The organism is Zobellia russellii, from assembly GCF_018728565.1.
Classification (GTDB): domain Bacteria; phylum Bacteroidota; class Bacteroidia; order Flavobacteriales; family Flavobacteriaceae; genus Zobellia; species Zobellia russellii.
The window spans coordinates 441,806-461,514 of the sequence record NZ_JACSOI010000003.1; the positions used below are offsets into that span (position 1 = coordinate 441,806).

Here is a 19,709-nt window from a genome sequence, read left to right on the forward strand (position 1 = left end):
AAAAAAAGACATGAAAAATAAAATAATATCAAGAAGTCTATTGGCTGCACTGGTATTGCTGCTAGTGATATCATATAGTTGTCGGAAAGACATATTAGAACAGGAAAATCCAAACGCGGTAACACCGCAATCATTTTGGAAAACAGAGGATGACGCCAATAAAGGTATCATTGGGGCTTACAGTCCGTTTACACATATTTGGTACTATACACGTTTTGAAATATTCCTTTCGGATTATAGAGATGACGTTGTGAATGCTTTCGCAACATCAGAACGTACTGCAGCGGGATCTTTTAATGGAATTCCGCAAAGTAACGGTGCATTTTGGGTTTGGAGTGCTATGTTTCAAGGAGTAACCCGTGCCAACGAAGTATTGGCCAATGTTCCCGATATAGAAATGGATGCTACGGCCAAAGAAAATATATTGGGCGAAGCCTATTTTATTCGTGCTTATAACTATTTTAACCTTGTAAACGGTTGGTTAAATGTGCCGCTTATTACGGAACCGATTTCAGATTTGGAAAACCCTAAGGCGGTTCCGCAAGCAGATCCTGCAGAAGTATGGGCACAAATAGAAAGCGATTTAAAGGAAGCTCAGACTATGGCGCCAGAATCATGGCCGTCTGCTATGAAAGGAAGGATTACTTCTGGTACCGCAACGGGTTTCTTGGGTAAAGTTTATTTATATCAAAAGAAATATGCTGAGGCCAAAGCGGAATTTGCCAAAATAATGGACGGCAGATACGAATTGATGGAAAACTACGCGGATAACTTTACCGAAGCTTCGGAAAACAATAAGGAGTCATTGTTTGAAATTCAATTGGTAAACGATGGAAATACTGGTTGGGGAGGAGATGCTCCTGGAGCTGGTAAAGGTGCTGCTTTTCATCCGGATATAGCTCCTAGAGGATTTACGGGCCAGGATGGTATGCGTATCAATGATTGGGTTCTAGATTTATTCTTAGATGAAAGAACCGTAAACGATGAAATAGACCCAAGAGCTTTTACAACTTTATTTTTTAATACAGACGAGTTTACCGTTTATCAAGGAGATACATTGGTTTCTCAGACGTACGGAGATAAAAGTTATAAAGAGGTGTTTCCAGATACCGATTTAGTTTGGGGGAACAAGTGGTTGGATATAAAATTTGACGATAAGACAGGTTCTCAGGATAACGGATGGCATCAGTCAGGTAATAACTTAAGGTTGTTACGCTATGCAGATATCCTATTGATGTATGCTGAGGCCGAGTTTATGTTAAACGGCTCTACTGCAGATGCTCTAAATGCTATTAATGAAGTACGGGCAAGAGTTGATATGCCGGCATTAACAAGCATTACAATGCAAGACATAGAAGATGAAAGAGTTAAAGAGTTGTCTTTGGAAAGAACCAGATACTTTGATATTCTAAGATGGGGTAAAGTAGAGGAGTATATTGTAAACAAACCAGAGTTAAAATCTGAGAGTGCAGGTACAAGCTCATATAGACCTGGTCGTGAATATATTGCTATTCCTCAGAATGAGATAGATGCTAACCCTGTATTTAAACAAAATCCAGGATACTAATTTATTGTTGTTTATTTTTAAAGGAACCATTGCGAGATGGTTCCTTTTTTTTTAAATTGAATTTTAGAATTATGCCCTTGAAGAAATTACTATTTATAGCAAGTTTGATTTCCTTTATATCCTGCGATAATCAACAAAAACAATTTCAGCTGGTTTTTGAGCGTGATTCAGGTATTGATTTTGCAAACACGATAAACGAAACCGATGAACTCCATTATTTTAGTTTCCCCTACATCTATATAGGAGGAGGTGTTGGTGTGGCAGATTTTGATAATGATGGCCTTAGTGATATTTTTTTTGCGGGAAACGTGGTTTCATCCAAGATTTACAAGAATACTGGAGATTTTAGGTTTGAAGATGTTACCCAAAGTTCGGGTATTGAAGGCCGCTATTGGGCTAATGGTATATCCGTAATTGACATTAATCAAGATGGTTTGATGGATGTGTATGTCTCTGTTGGAGGTTTTGCTACTGAGGCTGAGCGAAAAAACAAACTTTATATAAATCAAGGGAACTTTAAGTTTACAGAGCAAGCAGCAATTTATGGTATAGATGATTCCGGATATTCTACTCAAGCCGGATTTTTTGATTATGACAGAGATGGGGATTTAGATTTGTATGTAATGACTCATGCAAATGAACCGCCAAAAGAAATAGAAAAGCTATATACAAAAAATGATGGTTCAGGACCAAGTACGGACCGTCTATATGAGAATAAGGGAGTGGGAGCAAATGGCTATCCTCAGTTTGAAAATGTCTCGGAAAAAGCTGGTATTTTAATAGAGGGTTATGGTTTGGGACTTTCAATAACAGACATTAATAAAGATGGTTGGCCGGATATTTATGTAGCCAATGATTTTGTTGCTAATGACCTTTTGTATATTAATAACCAAGACGGTACATTCTCGAACAAATTATCTCAATATTTTCAGCATACATCAAGAAATGGTATGGGTATAGATGTTTCGGACATAAATAATGATGCCCTACCTGATGTACTGGTCATGGATATGCTACCGGAGATTAATAAGCGTCAGAAAACCATGACAGCCAATATGAACCATGAACATTTTAAACAAACCCTTAGGGAGGGGTTTTCGCCACAGTTCATTAGAAACACACTGCAATTAAATCAAGGTAACGACGTACAAGGCACGCCTGTTTTTAGTGAAATAGGTCGCTATTCTGGTTTGCATCAAACAGATTGGAGTTGGTCTCCGTTAATTGCAGATTTTGATAATGATGGGTTTAAAGACGTTTATATAACCAATGGCTTTAGGCGGGATATAACCAATCACGACTTTATGGAATATTCAAGTCAGGCCGGGATATTTAAAAATGGAACGGGTAGGGCCTCCGAAAAGAAAATAGTAGAGCGCTTAAAAAAGTTGGATAGTATATTCTTGCCTAATTACGCTTTTTCCAATGATGGGAGTTTAAAGTTTACAGATAAGACCCAACTATGGGGACTTGAAAAGGCATCTTTATCCAACGGTGCTGTATATGCAGATTTTGATAACGATGGAGACTTGGATTTGGTCGTGAATAATATTAATGCTCCGGCCTTTCTCTATAAAAATAATTCTGATAAGACTCAGGAAAACCACTATTTAAGAGTGCGGTTAAATGGAAATAAGAATAATGTAGAAGGTATAGGAGCAAAGGTCATTGCTTTTTTATCCAGTAAAGAAAAACTTTATTATGAATACAACCCCGTAAAGGGTTATATGTCATCGGTAAGTTCTGCCATTCACATGGGGCTAGGTAAACAAAACCATGTAGATTCTTTAAAAGTTATTTGGCAAGATGGTACTCAACAGCTTCTTGAAAATATTCGTGTAGATACATTATATAACCTTAACAAGAACGAAGCATCAACAATCAATAAGAAAAATCAAGTTCCTGCTGCCAGAATGTTTACGGAAATTGAAGATGCAAATGTTATAGGGTATAATCACTTTGAAAATGATAACAGTGATTTTAGAGGAGAACCTTTACTATTGCATTTAAATGATTTTAATGGCCCTGGAATAGCAACAGGAGATATTAACGGTAATGGTAAAAAGGATGTCTATGTTGGTGGGGCAAGAAATTACCCCGGTAAAATTTTTCTCAACAGGTCAAACGGTATTTTTGATTCTATAAGTCTTCCGGGCTCCGAAAAATATGAAGACCTTGGGGCTCTATTCTTTGATGCTGACGGAGATGATGACCTTGATTTATATGTCGTTAGCGGAGGTAGTTCTGTAAAATATTTTGATAAAGGTCACTATCAAGATAGGCTGTACATTAATAAGGGTAATGAAGTTTTTGAACATAAAACAGATGCATTACCAGAAATAAAGGCTAGCGGATCTTGCGTAGTAGCTGCCGATTTTGATTCGGATGGTGATTTGGATTTATTTGTTGGGGGTATGATTGTTCCAGGAAATTTTCCGGACACACCAAATAGTTATTTGCTCGAGAATGTTAATGGAAAATTTATAGATGTTACTGAAAAGAAAGCGGAAAAACTGCGTACAATAGGGTTGGTCAGTTCTGCTCTATGGACAGATTATGATAATGATGGCGACTTGGACCTTATGGTGGCTGGAGAATGGATGCCAATAACCATATTTGAAAATAAAAATGGTAGATTGGAGCATAATACTCAAACTGGGCTGGAGAATTATAGTGGATTTTGGAATAGCTTAATCGGTAAGGATTTTGACCATGATGGAGATATAGATTATATAGCAGGTAATTTAGGGGAAAACACCGCATACAAAGTAACCAAAAAAGAACCAATGAGGGTATACGCCAAGGATTTTGACAAAAATTCTAGTATAGATCCTATAATTACAAGGTATATTAAAGGGAAGGAAGTACCCTTGGCTCCTAGAGGTGAATTGGCAAAACAATTGGTTTCCATTAAAAGAATATTTCCTAATTATGATCAATATGCAGAGGCTGATATGCCCAAAGTACTAAAGGCATTAGATACTACTGGAATGAGAGTGTTGAAAGTTAATTATATAAGCTCTAGTTATATTGAAAATTTAGGCAGCGGAAAATTTACTGTAGTCCCATTACCTCAAAAAGCACAGCTGTCTCCACTTTTTGGTTTGGATACAGGTGATTTTAACTCAGATGGTTCGGATGATATTTTGGGAGTTGGAAACTTTTATCCTACCGAGGTAATCTCGGGCTGGTATGATGCTGGAAAAGGTGTTGTGCTTAGCGGGGATAATCAAGGGAACTTCACATCGGTTTTACATACTAAAACTGGGTTTAAAGTTGAGAATGATGCACGTGCTTTGGTGAATGTGGTTCTAAATGATTCTACCCTTTTGTGGTTAGCATCGGTAAATTCCAATAAGGTAAAACGTTTTAGACAAAATCTCAAGTTACCCATTGTGCAGTTTGAACCGGGGGAAACTAATGCCGAGATATATTTTAAAAATGGAGATGTAGCCAAGCAAGAGTTCTATTATGGTGCTGGTTATTTATCGCAATCGTCAAATAGTATTCAGGTTCACGAATCAATGGATAAGATTTTAATTTATGATGCTGAAGGTATAAGTAGAGAGGTTGTTCTAGATTAAAGGAAATAGAAAAGAAGGGGGCACATATATGAAGATGAGAGTAAAGCTTTTTGATTATATAATTATAATTGTTTCAGTTTTGTTTACCATTGTTGGTAATGCCCAAAGCCACATTAGCTTTAAACACATTACAACAAGTGATGGTCTATCACAAAGTGATATTAACGCCATTTATCAAGATAAACAAGGTTTCATGTGGTTTGGTACGCATGATGGTCTAAACAAATATGACGGGTATAAGTTTACGGTCTATAACCCTAGTGCCAATTCACCAAATCAGATTAGCAGTAACCTTATTGGAGCCATAACTGGGGATGATCAGGGTAACTTATGGGTGGGAACCACAGGGAGTGGTCTTAATTTTTATAATGCTGCTACAGGTACGTTCACATCTTATAGGAATGAGGATGACAATCCAAATAGTCTCATAGGTGACCATGTAACTGCCTTGTTTAAGGATAGTAAAAACCGCTTGTGGGTAGGTGTTCGTGACGGTTTGGATATGGTAGACCTTAACGTTTCGCCAGAGAATATAAAATTTCAGCATTTTAATTCCGAACAAGACCCTTTTATTATTGGTTGGGACGGTAGCTCTATCTACAGCATTTATGAAGATAAGAACGGACAAATACTGGTTGGTGGGGCAACTGGTATTTTTAAATTAAAAAAAGATTCAAATGGGAAGGATTATTTCGGGAACGTAAACAATTCATTAGGACTCCCTGATTGTATTGTTAGGAGTATTTTAGAAGATAATTGGGGCCGATTAATCATAGCTACTAACATTGGTATATTTTGCCAAGTAAAAGGCAAGGGTAGAGAACTTGTAAAAATTCACGACACCAATTTTAACAACCTTCTAGTTGACAATAACAACCGCATTTGGGCAGGGTCCAATGAGGGACTCTTTTATTTTGAGAACACGTCTATTGAGAAAAAACCCAAATTTGTCAAACGCTTTACGTATGATTCTAGAGATATAGGTAGCATTAGTAAGAATATCATAAAATCACTATATCTAGATAAGACGGGTATCATTTGGGTCGGGACCAACGGTGGCGGGGTCAATACTTTTGATCCAGGTAAAAAACAATTCCTAAATGTAAGAAACACACCGGACCCTAAGAGTTTAAGTTATGATAAGATTAGGGCTATGTACGAGGATAGCAATGGAACCGTATGGGTAGGCACAGAAGGTGGCGGCCTAAATATGTTATTGGAAGAAGATGATGACGGTAATTATAATAAATTTGAACATTTTAATTCTATTTCCAGAACATTTGCAATTACAGAAACAACAATTGCAAATAAGAGAACTTTATTAATTGGATCAGAAGGCACACCAGGTCTGTATCTTCTGGATATTAGTAATCCAAATGCTATTAAAGAATCAAATCTAAAATCCCAAGGACTAATGCACGGTGTGTTCAGTCTTTTGAACGATTCTAACGAAAATATATGGATTGGGACTTATACTTCAGGTATTCATAGGTGGATTAAGGAGGATAATGGCAAAGACTATCTTAAATCGACTTTTAAAAGTTACCCCAAGCAACCCAACGCTTTACCTAGCAACATCATTAGGGATATTCTTGAAGACAGTAATGGTTCTATCTGGTTTGCAACAGGAGATGGTTTGAGTAGTCTTAATAAGATAGAACGTTACAAGAAACAACCAAAATTTAAAACCTATAAATCGGACCCGAATCAAAAAGGGGCAATAAGCCACAATTATATTCTTTCCTTGTACCAAAGTACCGCGGGAGATTTATGGGTAGGTACTTTTGGTGGTGGATTAAACAAATTCATACCAGGTGAAAACGGAAATGATGATAGTTTCATTTCTTATTCGTTAAAAGACGGACTGCCCAATAATGTAATTAAAGGTATTCTAGAGGATCGTGAAGGTAACTTATGGCTTTCCACCAATATGGGGCTTTCTAAATTTGACCCTGTAAACGAGACATTTAAAAACTATAATGAAAGTGATGGTCTGCAAGATAATGAGTTTCAGGAATTGGCGTGTGTTAAACGGGCAGATGGGGAAATGCTTTTTGGCGGTATAAACGGATTTAATGCGTTTTACCCAGAAGAAATAAATGATAACGAACAGCCCGCGGAAACAGTAATTACGGATTTACTCGTATCCAATAAATCCGTAAGGGTTGGTGAGAAAATGAATGACAAGGTCATTCTGAAAAAAAACATAAATCAAATTAGTGATATTGAACTTAGCTATAAACAGAATAATTTTTCCTTTGAATTTGCGGCCTTACATTATGCAGCACCTTTAAAAAATAAGTTCGCTTATATGTTAGAGGGTTTTGATAAGGATTGGATACAAACTACTTCGGATAAACGCTTTGCTACGTATACAAATTTAGGGCCGGGAGATTATACTTTTAGGGTAAAAGCGTCCAATAATGATGGTCTATGGGATCAGTCTCCTTCGGAAATAAAAATTAAGATTACACCGCCAATTTGGCAAACTTCTGCCGCTTATTTGTTTTATAGTTTTTTAATGTTGGGTGTTTTATGGTTATTCTGGAGATACACGTTTATCAGGACTAGTAAAAAGCATCAATTGGAACTGGATCATCTTGAAAAAGAGAAATCCGAAGAAATGCAACGTGTAAAACTTGAGTTCTTCACCAATATCTCGCATGAGTTTAGAACACCGCTCACGCTCATAAAAGGTCCGCTAGAATATTTAAGGAAGGATGGGCTAAAGGTAAGCCAAACTAAAGTTCAGGAGCAGTACAATATCATGTACAAAAACACCAATTATTTATTGAAATTGGTAAATCAGCTTTTAGACTTTAGAAAGATAGATCAGGGAAAAATGCACTTGGTAGTGCGTAATAGTAATGTTGTTGAATTTATTCAAGAAGTTTGTCAGCCCTTCCAATTTCTAGCTCACAAGCAAAATGTAGATTTTAATATTTCCGCTAGTGATGACGCTATTGTATCATGGTTTGATCATGATGCTCTAGAAAAGATTATGAACAACCTGTTATCCAATGCTTTTAAATATACTCCTGATGGAGGACATATAAACGTAGAGATATCAATAGAAAGAGAAAAGAGTGGTGAAGCTGAGGAAAGTAACAGAAACGTAGTTATTAAAGTTCGAGATTCTGGGTTTGGAATAGCAAAAAATAGAGTGAACACTATTTTTGAACGTTTTAATACTCAGGATAAAAAAGACAGAAGAAATCTTCAAGGGGCGGGTATAGGATTATCGTTTACTAAAAATTTGATCGAGTTACATCAAGGTTCTATTGTCGTTAAGAGTAAACCGAATAAAGGGACTGATTTTATAGTACGACTTCCAATGGAAAAGGAAACCTTTATGAACATTCCAGAGGTGAGTATAAAAGAGGTTTCAGAAAGCGATTTCTTGGTGCGCTCTTCGGAAACTGAGTCGTTTGCCATTGGGATAAATGATGAAATTCTTGATGAAGATGTATCAAAATCACGCCCTAAACTCCCTATTCTACTTATTGTTGATGATAATGAGGATATTCGTACTTTGGTAAAACAGGCTTTGGAAGCGGAGTATGTAATATACGAGGCGGAAAACGGAAAACAAGCTTTAAAACTAGCTAAAAGTCTCATGCCGAATATTATCTTAACGGATATTTTAATGCCTGTGATGAACGGTACCGAGTTCTGCGAAAAACTTAAGACCAATAAAGAAACGAGTCATATTCCAGTGGTAATGCTTACGGCAAAAGCATCCGAAGAAAGTGAAATAGAAAATCTAAAATTGGGTGTTGAAGGATATATTCGTAAACCTTTTGAAATGGAGCTGCTACAACTAACGCTCTCCAATATTCTTAAGCAGAGGGATCAACTTAGAAAGCAGTTTACTAGGAATATTACGCTGCAACCTACGGAAATTGCCGTTACTTCGGTAGATGAGTCTTTTCTACAGACTGCTATTGAAATTGTAGAAAAACACATGATGAATACGGACTTTAACGTAGAAATGCTTGTAAAGGAAATGGGCTATAGTAGAAGTAACCTTTACATGAAATTTAAAGAGATTACCGGTCTATCTTCCAGCGAGTTCATTAGGAACATTCGTCTAAAAAGAGCGGTTCAGCTTTTTGAGCAGAGCGATTTGTCCGTCAAAGAAATTATGTACAAAACAGGATTTAATACGGCTTCTTATTTTTCCAAGTGTTTCAAGAAGCAATTTGGCGTAATTCCTAGTGAATACGTTGCCAACTTAAAAGATAAAAAAACAACCTCATAACTTTAATAATGAAAAATAAATTAGGTATCAAGTTTGGCCTTTTAGTCTGTTTTCTAGCCCTACTATCTTGTGGGCAGAAAAACAAAACCAAAACCGTATCCGTTATTGAAACGGACGACCAAAAACCAAATGTGATTATTGTATTTACAGATGATCAAGGTTATGGAGATTTAGCATCACATGGCAACCCTATACTAAAAACTCCTAATTTGTCTGCTTTTGGTAAAGAGGCTTTGGAGCTTACAAATTTTCACGTGGGCACGACTTGTGCGCCTAGTCGGGCAGGACTTATGACAGGACGTAACGGCAATAGGAACAATGCTTGGCATACTATTGGTGGATGTTCTATCTTGTTGGAAGATGAAACCACCATAGCGGAAGTGTTTGAAGATGAGGGGTATAAAACGGCTATGTTCGGAAAATGGCACTTGGGGGATAATTACCCGTACAGACCTTTTGATAGAGGGTTCCAAGAAACGCTTTATAATGGCGGAGGAGGTGTGCAGCAAACTCCGGATTATTGGAACAATACCTATTTTAACGACACCTATTTTAGAAATGGTGTTCCGGAAAAGGTGGAAGGATACGCAACGGATGTCTGGTTTAATGAGGCCATTAAATATGTACAACGTACGAAAGAAGAACCTTTCTTCCTGTATTTACCACTTAACGCGGCACATTCACCATTTAACGTTCCGGAAAGTTATGCGAAACAATACGAAGATGCTCCGTTAACCGATGTTCAGAAGCGTTTTTATGGAATGATTACCAATATTGATGAGAACTTTGGAAAGTTGGTCAATTTTTTAAAAGACGAAAAATTATTTGATAATACTATAATCATATTCACAACGGATAATGGTACTGCTGCGGGAATAGCAAAAAGCAAGGATGGAAGTGTTTTAGGTTACAACGCTGGTTTGCGGGGTACTAAAGGCAGTCACTATGACGGTGGACATAAGGTGCCATTCTTTATCAGTTGGCCCAAAGGCAATATAAAAAAGGGAACTACAAGTAATGAATTGGTAGCCAACGTAGATTTGTTACCTACACTTACCCAAATGGCAGGAGTATCTTTTCAGCCTAAAAAGCCTTTGGATGGGGCAGATATGTCAGCCGTATTAACGGAGGGTGCAGAAAGTAAGGAGCGTATGTTGGTTATAGATACGCAGCGTGCTCAATGGCCTGAAAAGGGTAAGAACAGCTGTGTTATGAATACGGAATGGCGATTGATCGGTGGTACCGAGTTATATAATATTGTTGATGATCCGGGACAAAAAAATAACGTTGCGGACCAACATCCAGACATGGTTAAAAAAATGCAGGCTTTTTATGATCAGTGGTGGTCCGGTATAGAACCCGAAATGAGATATGCCGAAATTCCTATTGGTCATGAAGAAGCAAATCCCGTTACGATTACAGTCCATGATATGCATACGAAAGAGAACATACCTTGGAACCAAGTTCAAATTCGTGAGGGGGAGTTTTCTCCGGAAGGCTATTATAGCGTGAATATTGTTGAAGATGGCGAGTATGAGTTTAAATTGTATAGATATCCACCAGAATCGGGCTTGTCTCTTAATGCTGCTTCAGATGTTATTATGGGGTCCTCAACGGTAAATGAATTGCCTGTAGGAAGGCGCATCAATTTTAAGGGTGCTCAAGTGAAACTAGGTGATGTTTCTTTAGAAGGAAATGTTGATTCAGACGAACCCTATGCGCAGCTACAAGGGGAATTGAAAAAAGGAAGCTACGAGCTTAATAGTCATTTTATTACGGATGAAGGAAACGCGTTTTCCGCATATTATATAGTAATCGAAAAAAAAGGATAATCCATGAAAAAGGCCAAGAAAAATATTGAAGCAAATTCAAAAAAGACGGATTCATTATCCCGAAGGTCATTTCTTTCTAAAACGGCTCTAGCTGCGGGTGCTATAAGTATTGTTCCCAGACATGTTTTAGGTAGGGGTTTTGTCGCGCCAAGTGATAAGGTAAATTTAGGATACATTGGCCTTGGTAAGCAAAGTATAACGCTGTCCAATACTTTTTTAGAAAATACAGACGAAGCGCAAATCGTAGCTGGTTCCGATGTGTGGACAACTAAAAACGATTGGTTTAAGGCACATGTAAGTAAATTGTATGCAGATAAACGCAAACAGAACAACTATAAAGGCCTTACAACAACAGGAAATTATCTTGAAATTTTAGAAAGAGATGACATAGATGCCGTAGTGGTTGCAACACCTGATCATTGGCATGCCATACAGGCCATTGGGGCTATGGAGGCTGGCAAGCACGTGTATTGCGAGAAACCTTTAACGTTAAAGATTCAGGAAGGCATAGACATGGTAAGCACCGTTAAAAAAACGGGTAAAGTTTTACAAACAGGGAGTATGCAGCGTTCGTGGGCCACGTTCCAAAAAGCTACGGAAATGGTAAGGAACGGTTATTTAGGTGATATCAAAAAAGTACTTGTTAATGTGGGTGACCCTGCTATTCCATTCAATATGGATTCTCAGCCGGTACCTTCTCAAATAGATTGGAACCAATGGTGTGGTCCGGCACCGTTGTTGCCCTATAATGAAAGACTTGCGCCACAGGAGAGCAAAGCGTTCTTTCCGGATTGGAGACTGTTTAGTGAGACCGGAGGTGGCATATTAACGGATTGGGGCGCTCATATGTTTGATATTGCCCAATGGGGATTGGGAATGGATAGAACTGGTCCGGTAAAATTTATTCCTCCTGCGGACAAAAAAGCAGTAAGAGGTATGCAGATGTTCTATGAAAATGGAATTGAAATGGTTCACGAAGATTTTGGTAGGGGATGGGGTGTTCGTTTTATAGGGACCAAAGGTAATTTGGATATTAGTAGAAGTTATTTGGAAACAGACCCGCCTAAGATTTTAAAATCTCAGGTAACGGATAAAGAGGGGCTGAAATCTAGAGGCAATCATTATCAGAATTGGATAGATGCCATAAAAAAAGGTACCCCCGTTATTTCCGATGTTGAAATAGGCCATCGTTCCGCGAGTGTGGGTAACATTTGTAATATAGGGTATCAATTGGGCCGCACCTTGGAGTGGGACCCAAAGAAAGAAAAATTTATAGGTGATAGTGAGGCCAACAAAATGAAGAGTAGAAAAAATAGAAAATACTAAAAATCAACCTCCGGGTCTTTCTTTTCTGAACGTTCCAGGGGTGATTCCATTTTTTAATTTGAACATTCTAGAAAGATAGGAAATGGTGCCTAGACCGGTCTTTTCCGCAATTTCCGCTAAGGTATTGTTTGTGGTGAGCAATAAGGTTTCCGATCGCTCAATACGTATAGTCTGTATGTATTTGCTGGGCCTGATTCCAAATTTCTGCTGAAAAACCCTAGAAAAATGATCGGCACTCAGGTTGCTGTGTTTGGCAAGGTCCGCTACGGTAAGGGGCTCATGTAAGTGTTCTTTAATATAGTTGAGTACCTCGTGAAAATCACTTCTAATATTTAACTTGGAGCTTTTACTGTTTTGTATAAATGAAGCAAACAAGAGGTGAAGAAGTCCCTGAGTCTCAATAAAAGACTTGGTAGAGAGCAAATCGTTCTTTTTCACGGTGTCAAGTAGAAATTTTTGCTTGTCATAAATAGTAGGGTCATCGTCTACCAAATAACGCTTTGGGTGAAGTTCTATAACCTTTTTAAAATATCCATAATGGTCGTTATTAGCTTCAATGGCATATCTAAAATCTTTCATGTCATAAATGGAAAGCCCATCGCCAACCTCTTCCAAAAAATGAATGTAATAAAGTTCTAAATGGTCATCACACCTATACCGGCTGTAGGTAAAGCTGGGTACAAGATATAGGTAACCTGGTTCTAGATCAAACTCTTCGTAACTGTGGTATATTTTGGCGGTTCCTTTTGTTACCAAATAAAGTCGGGAAAAAGGGCTGATTACGTTGTCGTAATCCCATGTGGAATCTAATTTTCCGTATCCACCATGTAGAAAGGTCAATTTTAAGGATTGCAGAATTTTATTCATACACTATTTACTTCTTATCGGATTTTATGCACTTATAATCGTTATGTAAAGATAGTAATTATGCTTTCAATAATTGATTTTCAGGGCTTTTTGAGTTGTAAAGTATTTTTATGCATAATGCGTCCGTGATTTATAAATGTCGGATTTGTACAACTCATAGCCTGATTTATGCAAGAAATTGACAAAACAAATACTTTAAGTTTGTGGAAAACATAAAATTTCTCATAAAGAATGTTCAAATTATCAAATTATTTCATTTTTTCTTGGGCTTTGATGCTATTCTCCTGCGGTGGCCCGGACCTTCCAGAGGATGTAGAACAGGCCTATGAGACGCTTCCGGAAAAGGTAGATTTTAATCAGCATGTAAAACCTATTTTATCCGATAAATGTTTTATTTGCCATGGTCCGGATAAAGCAAAAATAAAGGGTGGCTTACAGTTGCACGACCCTGAATTTGCATATGCCGAATCCATTAATACACCAGGGTTGTTCTCTATTGATCCTGGAAACCCGGGAAATAGTGAGGTGGTTAAAAGAATCTTGACAGATAATCCGGAAACCATAATGCCTGCGCCTTCATCGCATTTAAACTTATCGGCCTATGAAAAGGCTATGCTAGTAAAATGGATAGATCAAGGTGCGGAGTATAAAGATCACTGGGCATTTTTAAAACCGGAAAAGCATCAGGTTCCAAAAGTAAAACAGACCGACTTTGTTCAGAGTCCTATAGATAATTTTGTATTGGCCAATTTAGAGGAAAAAGGAGTTTCTCCATCTAAAAAAGCGAGCAAGGAGCTGTTGCTAAGAAGGGCTTCTATTGATTTAACGGGCTTGCCTCCAACTTTGGAGGAAATGGAAGCTTTTGTAAACGATGACGCACCGGATGCTTTTGAAAAACAGATAGACCGTTTATTGGCTTCTCCGCATTATGGGGAACAGATGACTTTGGACTGGATGGATGTTGCCCGTTATGCAGATACGCATGGGTACAGTAACGATAGATATAGAGATACCTCGCCATGGAGAGATTGGGTTATAGATGCATTTAATAAAAACATGCCCTATGATGAATTTCTCACATGGCAATTAGCGGGAGATTTATTTGAAAACCCCACACGGGAGCAAAAACTGGCCACTACTTTCAACAGGTTGCACCCTCAAAATCTGGAAGGTGGTATTATAGATGAAGAATTTAGATCGGAATATGTTGCGGATAGGACCGCTACGGTAAGCCAAGGTGTATTGGGATTGTCGTATGCTTGCGCTAAATGTCATGACCACAAATACGATCCTATTTCTCAAAAGAACTATTTTGAGATGTATGGCTTTTTCAATAACGTAGATGAGACGGGATTGATTCCTTGGGATTTAGCTACTCCGGTTCCGGCCATGTTGCTTCCTACGGAAGAACAGGAAGGGGTGCTTGCTTATCTAGATAAAATTGTTGAGGAATCCGAAGATAAAGTTGAGCGCACAGCTAAAACCGAAAATGAAAAGTTTGAACAGTGGTTGGCGGGTAATTCTTTTAAGAACATTCCGGTTAAAGGTAAGCCGCGTGGGTTGATTGCTTCTTTTAATTTTGATAACCAAAAATTGGTGAACACCGCTGGCGGAAATGGCAAAAACCATATTCGTATGCGTCAGCAGTTTGTAGATAACGAGAAACCTGTTTTTAAAGAGGGAGCTACAGGTAAAGGGCTATTTATGGATGGGGATACATGGTTGGATCTGGATAAAATAGGTATCTACAAACGCAACCAGCCTTTTAGCATTTCTATAAAAGTTTTTATTCCTAAGGACCTTGAAGATGGAGTTATATTTCATAAAATGCAAGGACCTGAATTACATAGTTTTAGAGGGTATCACTTAAAAGTAAAAGAGAACAAGTTAGAAGCGTTGTTTGCCCATGTGTGGCCAGATAATTCAATGGTAGTAGAGTCCGTTAAAGAGATTCCAAAGGAAAAATGGGTGCAGGTTACGCTTACCTATGACGGTTCTAGTAAGGCAAAGGGAATAGGGATTTATATGGATAGCGAAAAACTTGAAACCACTACTTCTTTTGATAACCTGTACAAGGATATTGTTTTTAACAATATGAACAATTATATCTATAAAGAAACCGTAGAGCCTGGTTTAAGAATTGGTGCTATATGGAGAGGAAAGGGCATTGGTAATGCTGTTGTAGATGATATAATGGTTTTTGATAATGAATTGAGTGCTGTTGAAGTAATGCAAATAAGCACTACAGACCGGCTTAAGAACTTAATCGCCAAAACAAAAGAAACACTTACCGAACAAGAAAAAGAGCAGCTGGCTCAATACTATTTGTTCAATAAATCTCCAAAATACAATGAAGCTCTTGCTGTTTTGGAGGAGAATCGTAAAGCCTTAGTAGATAGTATAGAACCTATTAAGCAAATAATGGTGATGAAAGAACGTAAAACACCTAGACAGACCTATATTTTGGATAGAGGTAATTACGATTCACCAACAGATTCGGTATTTCCAAATGTTCCAACGGAGATATTTCCAATGGCAGATAGTTTACCTAAAAATAGGTTGGGCCTTGCCCAATGGATTACGGATAAGGACAATCCGTTAACGGCTAGGGTAGCGGTAAACCGTTATTGGCAAAATCTCTTTGGAAGAGGATTGGTAAAGACTTCTGAGGATTTTGGTAATCAAGGTGAATTGCCAAGTCACCCTAAACTGTTGGATTGGTTGGCTCTTGAATTTGTAGAGTCCGGCTGGGATGTTAAGGCATTGCATAAAACCATAATGTTGTCCAGCACCTATCAACAAAGTTCCGTAGTTAGTGAGGAGCATTTAAGATGGGATGGTGAGAACAAATGGTTAGCAAGAGGACCTTCCACACGATTGTCCGGAGAAATGTTAAGAGATAATGTACTATATGCGTCCGGTCTGTTGAACGAGACCATAGGAGGAGAAAGTGTTAAGCCGTACCAACCAGAAGGACTATGGAAAGTAAACGGAGATACTTACGTTCAAGATGGGGAAGAAGGCCTTTACAGAAGAAGCATGTATACCATTTGGAAGCGTACGGTGCCTAATCCTACAATTTCAACTTTTGATGCCCCTACAAGGGATTTATGTACCAGCAGAAGGCAAAAAACCAATACGCCGTTACAGGCCTTGGTAATTTTGAACGACCCTACTTACATTGAAGCTTCAAGGGTTTTAGGAAAACAAATGGCGGAAGCCAAAGACGTAGAGACCGGTATTGCCCAAACCTTCATGAAATTGGCAGGAAGAAGTATTACGGACCAAGAACTTGAGGTTCTTGCTCAATTACGGGAACAGGAATTTGAAAAGTTCAATCAAAATTTAGATAAGGCCAAAGGTTGGTTGCAGACCGGGGCGTTTAAAATTTCCGAAACCGATGATAAGGCGGCTATAGCTGCAAACGCCGTAGTGGCAAGTACCATAATGAATGCCGATGCCAGCATCACCAAACGATAATTGTTAACAGCAAACAAAAGAAACTATGTGTAATCATCATCACAATAAACTGACTTCCAATAACCAGGATTTACAAAAAATCGAAAGGCAACTGGATAGAAGACATTTTCTTAAAAAGACATCACTTGGTATCGGTGCCATGGCGTTGGGAAGTTTACTGGGCGCAGAAAAGGCATTTGCCGGTATAGGCAAGAACAGTACGGAAGAAGAGATTTTAAAGGTTTACAATAAGAACCGATTAGGTCTACCGCACCATGCGCCAAAGGCCAAAAGAATTATTTATTTATTTCAGAGTGGAGGCCCATCTCAGATGGATCTGTTCGATTATAAGCCAAAGCTTACCAACATGTTCGGTCAGGAATTACCACCATCCGTAATAAGTGGTCAAAGACTTACGGGTATGAGCGGTAGTCAAAGTACATTGCCTATAGCGCCTTCTACTTTTAAGTTTCAGCAATACGGGGAGTCTAGAGCTTGGGTGAGCGATGCGATGCCCTACCTATCCGAAGTGGTAGATGATCTGTGTTTTATTAAAAGTATGCAAACCGACCAAATTAACCATACCCCGGCCATTACATTTATGCAAACGGGAAATCAATTACCAGGTAGGCCTGCTATTGGTTCTTGGTTAAGTTATGGTTTAGGTTCAGACAATGAAAACTTGCCAACTTTTATTGCATTGGTTTCTAAAAACGGAAAAGGACAGCCTCTAAAAGCAAGTTTATGGGGGAACGGCTTTTTGCCAACAGAGCACCAAGGAGTACAATTTAGGTCGGGTAAAGACCCTGTTCTCTATTTAAGCGATCCAGAAAATTATGATGGCAATGACCGTAGGGATATGCTGGATTATTTAAAGAATTTGAACGACCTACAGACGGATGCCTTTGGTGATCCAGAAATTCAGTCCCGTATGGCCCAATACGAAATGGCCTTTAAAATGCAAACTTCCATACCTGAGGTAACCGATCTAACAAACGAGCCCGAATATATTTTTGATATGTACGGCAAAGATAGTAGGGATCCCGGTACGTATGCGGCAAACTGCCTAATGGCAAGAAAACTGCTTGAAAAAGGGGTTAAGTTTGTACAACTGTACCACCAAGGTTGGGATCAGCACAACTATTGTCCAGGAGGAGTAAAAAGTCAATCTAAAAAAACAGATCAGGCCACTGCTGCCTTGATCAAGGATTTAAAGCAAAGAGGTATGTTTGAGGATACCCTTGTAGTTTGGGGAGGAGAGTTTGGACGTACGGTGTATTCCCAAGGTCAGTTAACGAGCGAAAATTATGGTAGAGATCACCATCCAAAAGCATTTACCATGTGGATGGCCGGAGCAGGAGTGAAGCCTGGGTTTACCTATGGGGCAACTGATGACTTTAGTTACAATGTAACCAAAGATCCTGTTCACGTACATGATTTTCACGCTACGCTTATGCATCTATTCGGTATAGATCATGAGAGGTTAACGTTTAAGCATCAAGGAAGGCGCTATCGTCTAACGGATGTTCACGGTCATGTAGTTAAAGATTTATTGACCTAGATTTACCTGTTTTTGACCAGTATTCATTGTATTTTACCATCAAAATAAAAATCATCAGTATCCTATGAACGACAGAAGGAGTTTTTTAAAAAAATCCGCCTTGGGCGCCACAGCTTTATCCACAACATCATCTTTCGGGTTTAATATTCTAAAAAAAACCGTTCTTGAGGACCAAATTATTGGTCATGGAGATTTCAAATACAAAGTGGTGAAAGACTGGGCCCAGATGTCTGTTGCACATAACCCAATTTTAAACTGTCATGAAATGCAGATGGACAGTAAAGGAAGGCTCATTATGTTGGGAGACCATACGGATAATAATATTTTGGTTTTTGATAAATCCGGAAAATTGTTGGATTATTGGGGTACACGCTACCCTGGTGGGCATGGGCTAACCCTTCATGATGAAGGGGGAGAGGATATGTTGTATATCGTAGACTGTGGCTGGTTTGTAGACCGTACCGGAAAATGGAGTAAGCAAGCAGGTTCTGTTAGTAAGACTACCGTAGACGGGAGGCTTTTATTTAATTTGCCCGATCCACATACTATTGGTGTATATACCAAAGAGCAAGAGTATTTACCCACGGAAACCGCCATTGGACCTAATGGTGATATCTATGTAGCAGATGGTTACGGGTCTGATTTTATTCTTCAGTTTAGCCCTAAAGGCGAATTTATCCGTAAATGGGGAGGTCACGATAACAGCGATAAAAACTATGATTTGCATAATGCCCACGGAGTGGCAGTAGACTATCGTGATAAACAAAACCCGGTACTTGTGGTTACATCACGTTCGGACAAGAGCTTTAAATTTTTTACGCTTGATGGTAAGTTTATCAAAACCGTAGAGTTGCCCGGGGCCTATGTATGTAGACCCGTGCTAGACGATGATAATATCTATGCTGGGGTTTGTTGGTCAGAAAATAAGGCGGGCCACCGCTTTAGTAATTCGGGGTTTGTGACCATTATGGATGGTAGTAATAAAGTAGTTTCCAATCCTGGGGGAGATGCGCCTGAATATAAGAATGGCAAGCTTCAACAAATGTATCAATCGGAAAAGGCCATATTTAATCACGGACATGACGTTTTCGTTGATGAAGATAAGAACCTTTATGTCTGTCAATGGAATGCCAACAGAACGCCTCCAATCAAATTAGAGCGGGTGTAAATTCTATATTTTTTTTCTACGCGTAGGGTTAAAGCCATTTGTGGTAATCAAATGATCATATCTTTTAGCACCCTCTATGAAATA

9 protein-coding genes are annotated in these 19,709 nt (G+C 38.6%); 8 read left to right on the plus strand and 1 reads right to left on the minus strand.

Going from position 1 to position 19,709, the window contains the following annotated elements:
• Positions 1-10 precede the first annotated feature (10 nt).
• The 5 genes from H9565_RS10025 to H9565_RS10045 all read left to right on the plus strand — a co-directional run bounded on the left by H9565_RS10025 (position 11) and on the right by H9565_RS10045 (position 12,570).
• Positions 11-1,567, plus strand: coding sequence for a RagB/SusD family nutrient uptake outer membrane protein (locus H9565_RS10025; protein WP_215439180.1), 1,557 nt, complete (start codon positions 11-13; stop codon positions 1,565-1,567).
• 71 nt (positions 1,568-1,638) lie between these two features.
• Positions 1,639-5,151: a VCBS repeat-containing protein gene (locus tag H9565_RS10030; RefSeq protein ID WP_394370251.1), complete on the plus strand. Its 3,513-nt coding sequence runs from the start codon at positions 1,639-1,641 to the stop codon at positions 5,149-5,151.
• A gap of 28 nt (positions 5,152-5,179) precedes the next feature.
• The gene (locus tag H9565_RS10035) at positions 5,180-9,412 is read left to right on the plus strand and encodes a two-component regulator propeller domain-containing protein (RefSeq protein WP_215439184.1); all 4,233 of its coding nucleotides are present in this window, start codon (positions 5,180-5,182) and stop codon (positions 9,410-9,412) included.
• Between the two features lie 8 nt (positions 9,413-9,420).
• Entirely contained in the window at positions 9,421-11,244 is a 1,824-nt protein-coding gene (locus tag H9565_RS10040) for an arylsulfatase (protein ID WP_215439187.1), read from the plus strand.
• Between the two features lie 3 nt (positions 11,245-11,247).
• Positions 11,248-12,570: a Gfo/Idh/MocA family protein gene (locus tag H9565_RS10045; RefSeq protein ID WP_215439189.1), complete on the plus strand. Its 1,323-nt coding sequence runs from the start codon at positions 11,248-11,250 to the stop codon at positions 12,568-12,570.
• Between the two features lie 3 nt (positions 12,571-12,573).
• On the opposite strand, the gene H9565_RS10050 is transcribed toward H9565_RS10045, so the two are convergent.
• Positions 12,574-13,437: an AraC family transcriptional regulator gene (locus H9565_RS10050; protein WP_215439191.1), complete on the minus strand. Its 864-nt coding sequence runs from the start codon at positions 13,435-13,437 to the stop codon at positions 12,574-12,576.
• 231 nt (positions 13,438-13,668) lie between these two features.
• On the opposite strand from H9565_RS10050, the gene H9565_RS10055 reads away from it, so the two are divergent.
• From H9565_RS10055 to H9565_RS10065, 3 genes are all read left to right on the plus strand, one after another.
• Positions 13,669-16,917, plus strand: a complete 3,249-nt coding sequence (locus H9565_RS10055) for a DUF1553 domain-containing protein (protein ID WP_215439194.1) — start codon at positions 13,669-13,671, stop codon at positions 16,915-16,917.
• A gap of 25 nt (positions 16,918-16,942) precedes the next feature.
• Complete coding sequence (locus H9565_RS10060) at positions 16,943-18,457, plus strand: DUF1501 domain-containing protein (RefSeq protein WP_215439196.1); 1,515 nt, start codon at positions 16,943-16,945, stop codon at positions 18,455-18,457.
• Positions 18,458-18,521: 64 nt separating this feature from the next.
• Complete coding sequence (locus H9565_RS10065; RefSeq protein WP_215439198.1) at positions 18,522-19,625, plus strand: NHL repeat-containing protein; 1,104 nt, start codon at positions 18,522-18,524, stop codon at positions 19,623-19,625.
• Positions 19,626-19,709 lie beyond the last annotated feature (84 nt).

What these genes read in the sequence shown, in the direction of transcription:
- H9565_RS10025 (WP_215439180.1), top strand. Translation starts at nt 11, where the DNA reads ATGAAAAATAAAATAATATCAAGAAGTCTATTGGCTGCACTGGTATTG.
- H9565_RS10030 (WP_394370251.1), top strand. Translation starts at nt 1,639, where the DNA reads ATGCCCTTGAAGAAATTACTATTTATAGCAAGTTTGATTTCCTTTATA.
- H9565_RS10035 (WP_215439184.1), top strand. Translation starts at nt 5,180, where the DNA reads ATGAAGATGAGAGTAAAGCTTTTTGATTATATAATTATAATTGTTTCA.
- H9565_RS10040 (WP_215439187.1), top strand. Translation starts at nt 9,421, where the DNA reads ATGAAAAATAAATTAGGTATCAAGTTTGGCCTTTTAGTCTGTTTTCTA.
- H9565_RS10045 (WP_215439189.1), top strand. Translation starts at nt 11,248, where the DNA reads ATGAAAAAGGCCAAGAAAAATATTGAAGCAAATTCAAAAAAGACGGAT.
- H9565_RS10050 (WP_215439191.1), bottom strand. Translation starts at nt 13,437, where the DNA reads ATGAATAAAATTCTGCAATCCTTAAAATTGACCTTTCTACATGGTGGA.
- H9565_RS10055 (WP_215439194.1), top strand. Translation starts at nt 13,669, where the DNA reads ATGTTCAAATTATCAAATTATTTCATTTTTTCTTGGGCTTTGATGCTA.
- H9565_RS10060 (WP_215439196.1), top strand. Translation starts at nt 16,943, where the DNA reads ATGTGTAATCATCATCACAATAAACTGACTTCCAATAACCAGGATTTA.
- H9565_RS10065 (WP_215439198.1), top strand. Translation starts at nt 18,522, where the DNA reads ATGAACGACAGAAGGAGTTTTTTAAAAAAATCCGCCTTGGGCGCCACA.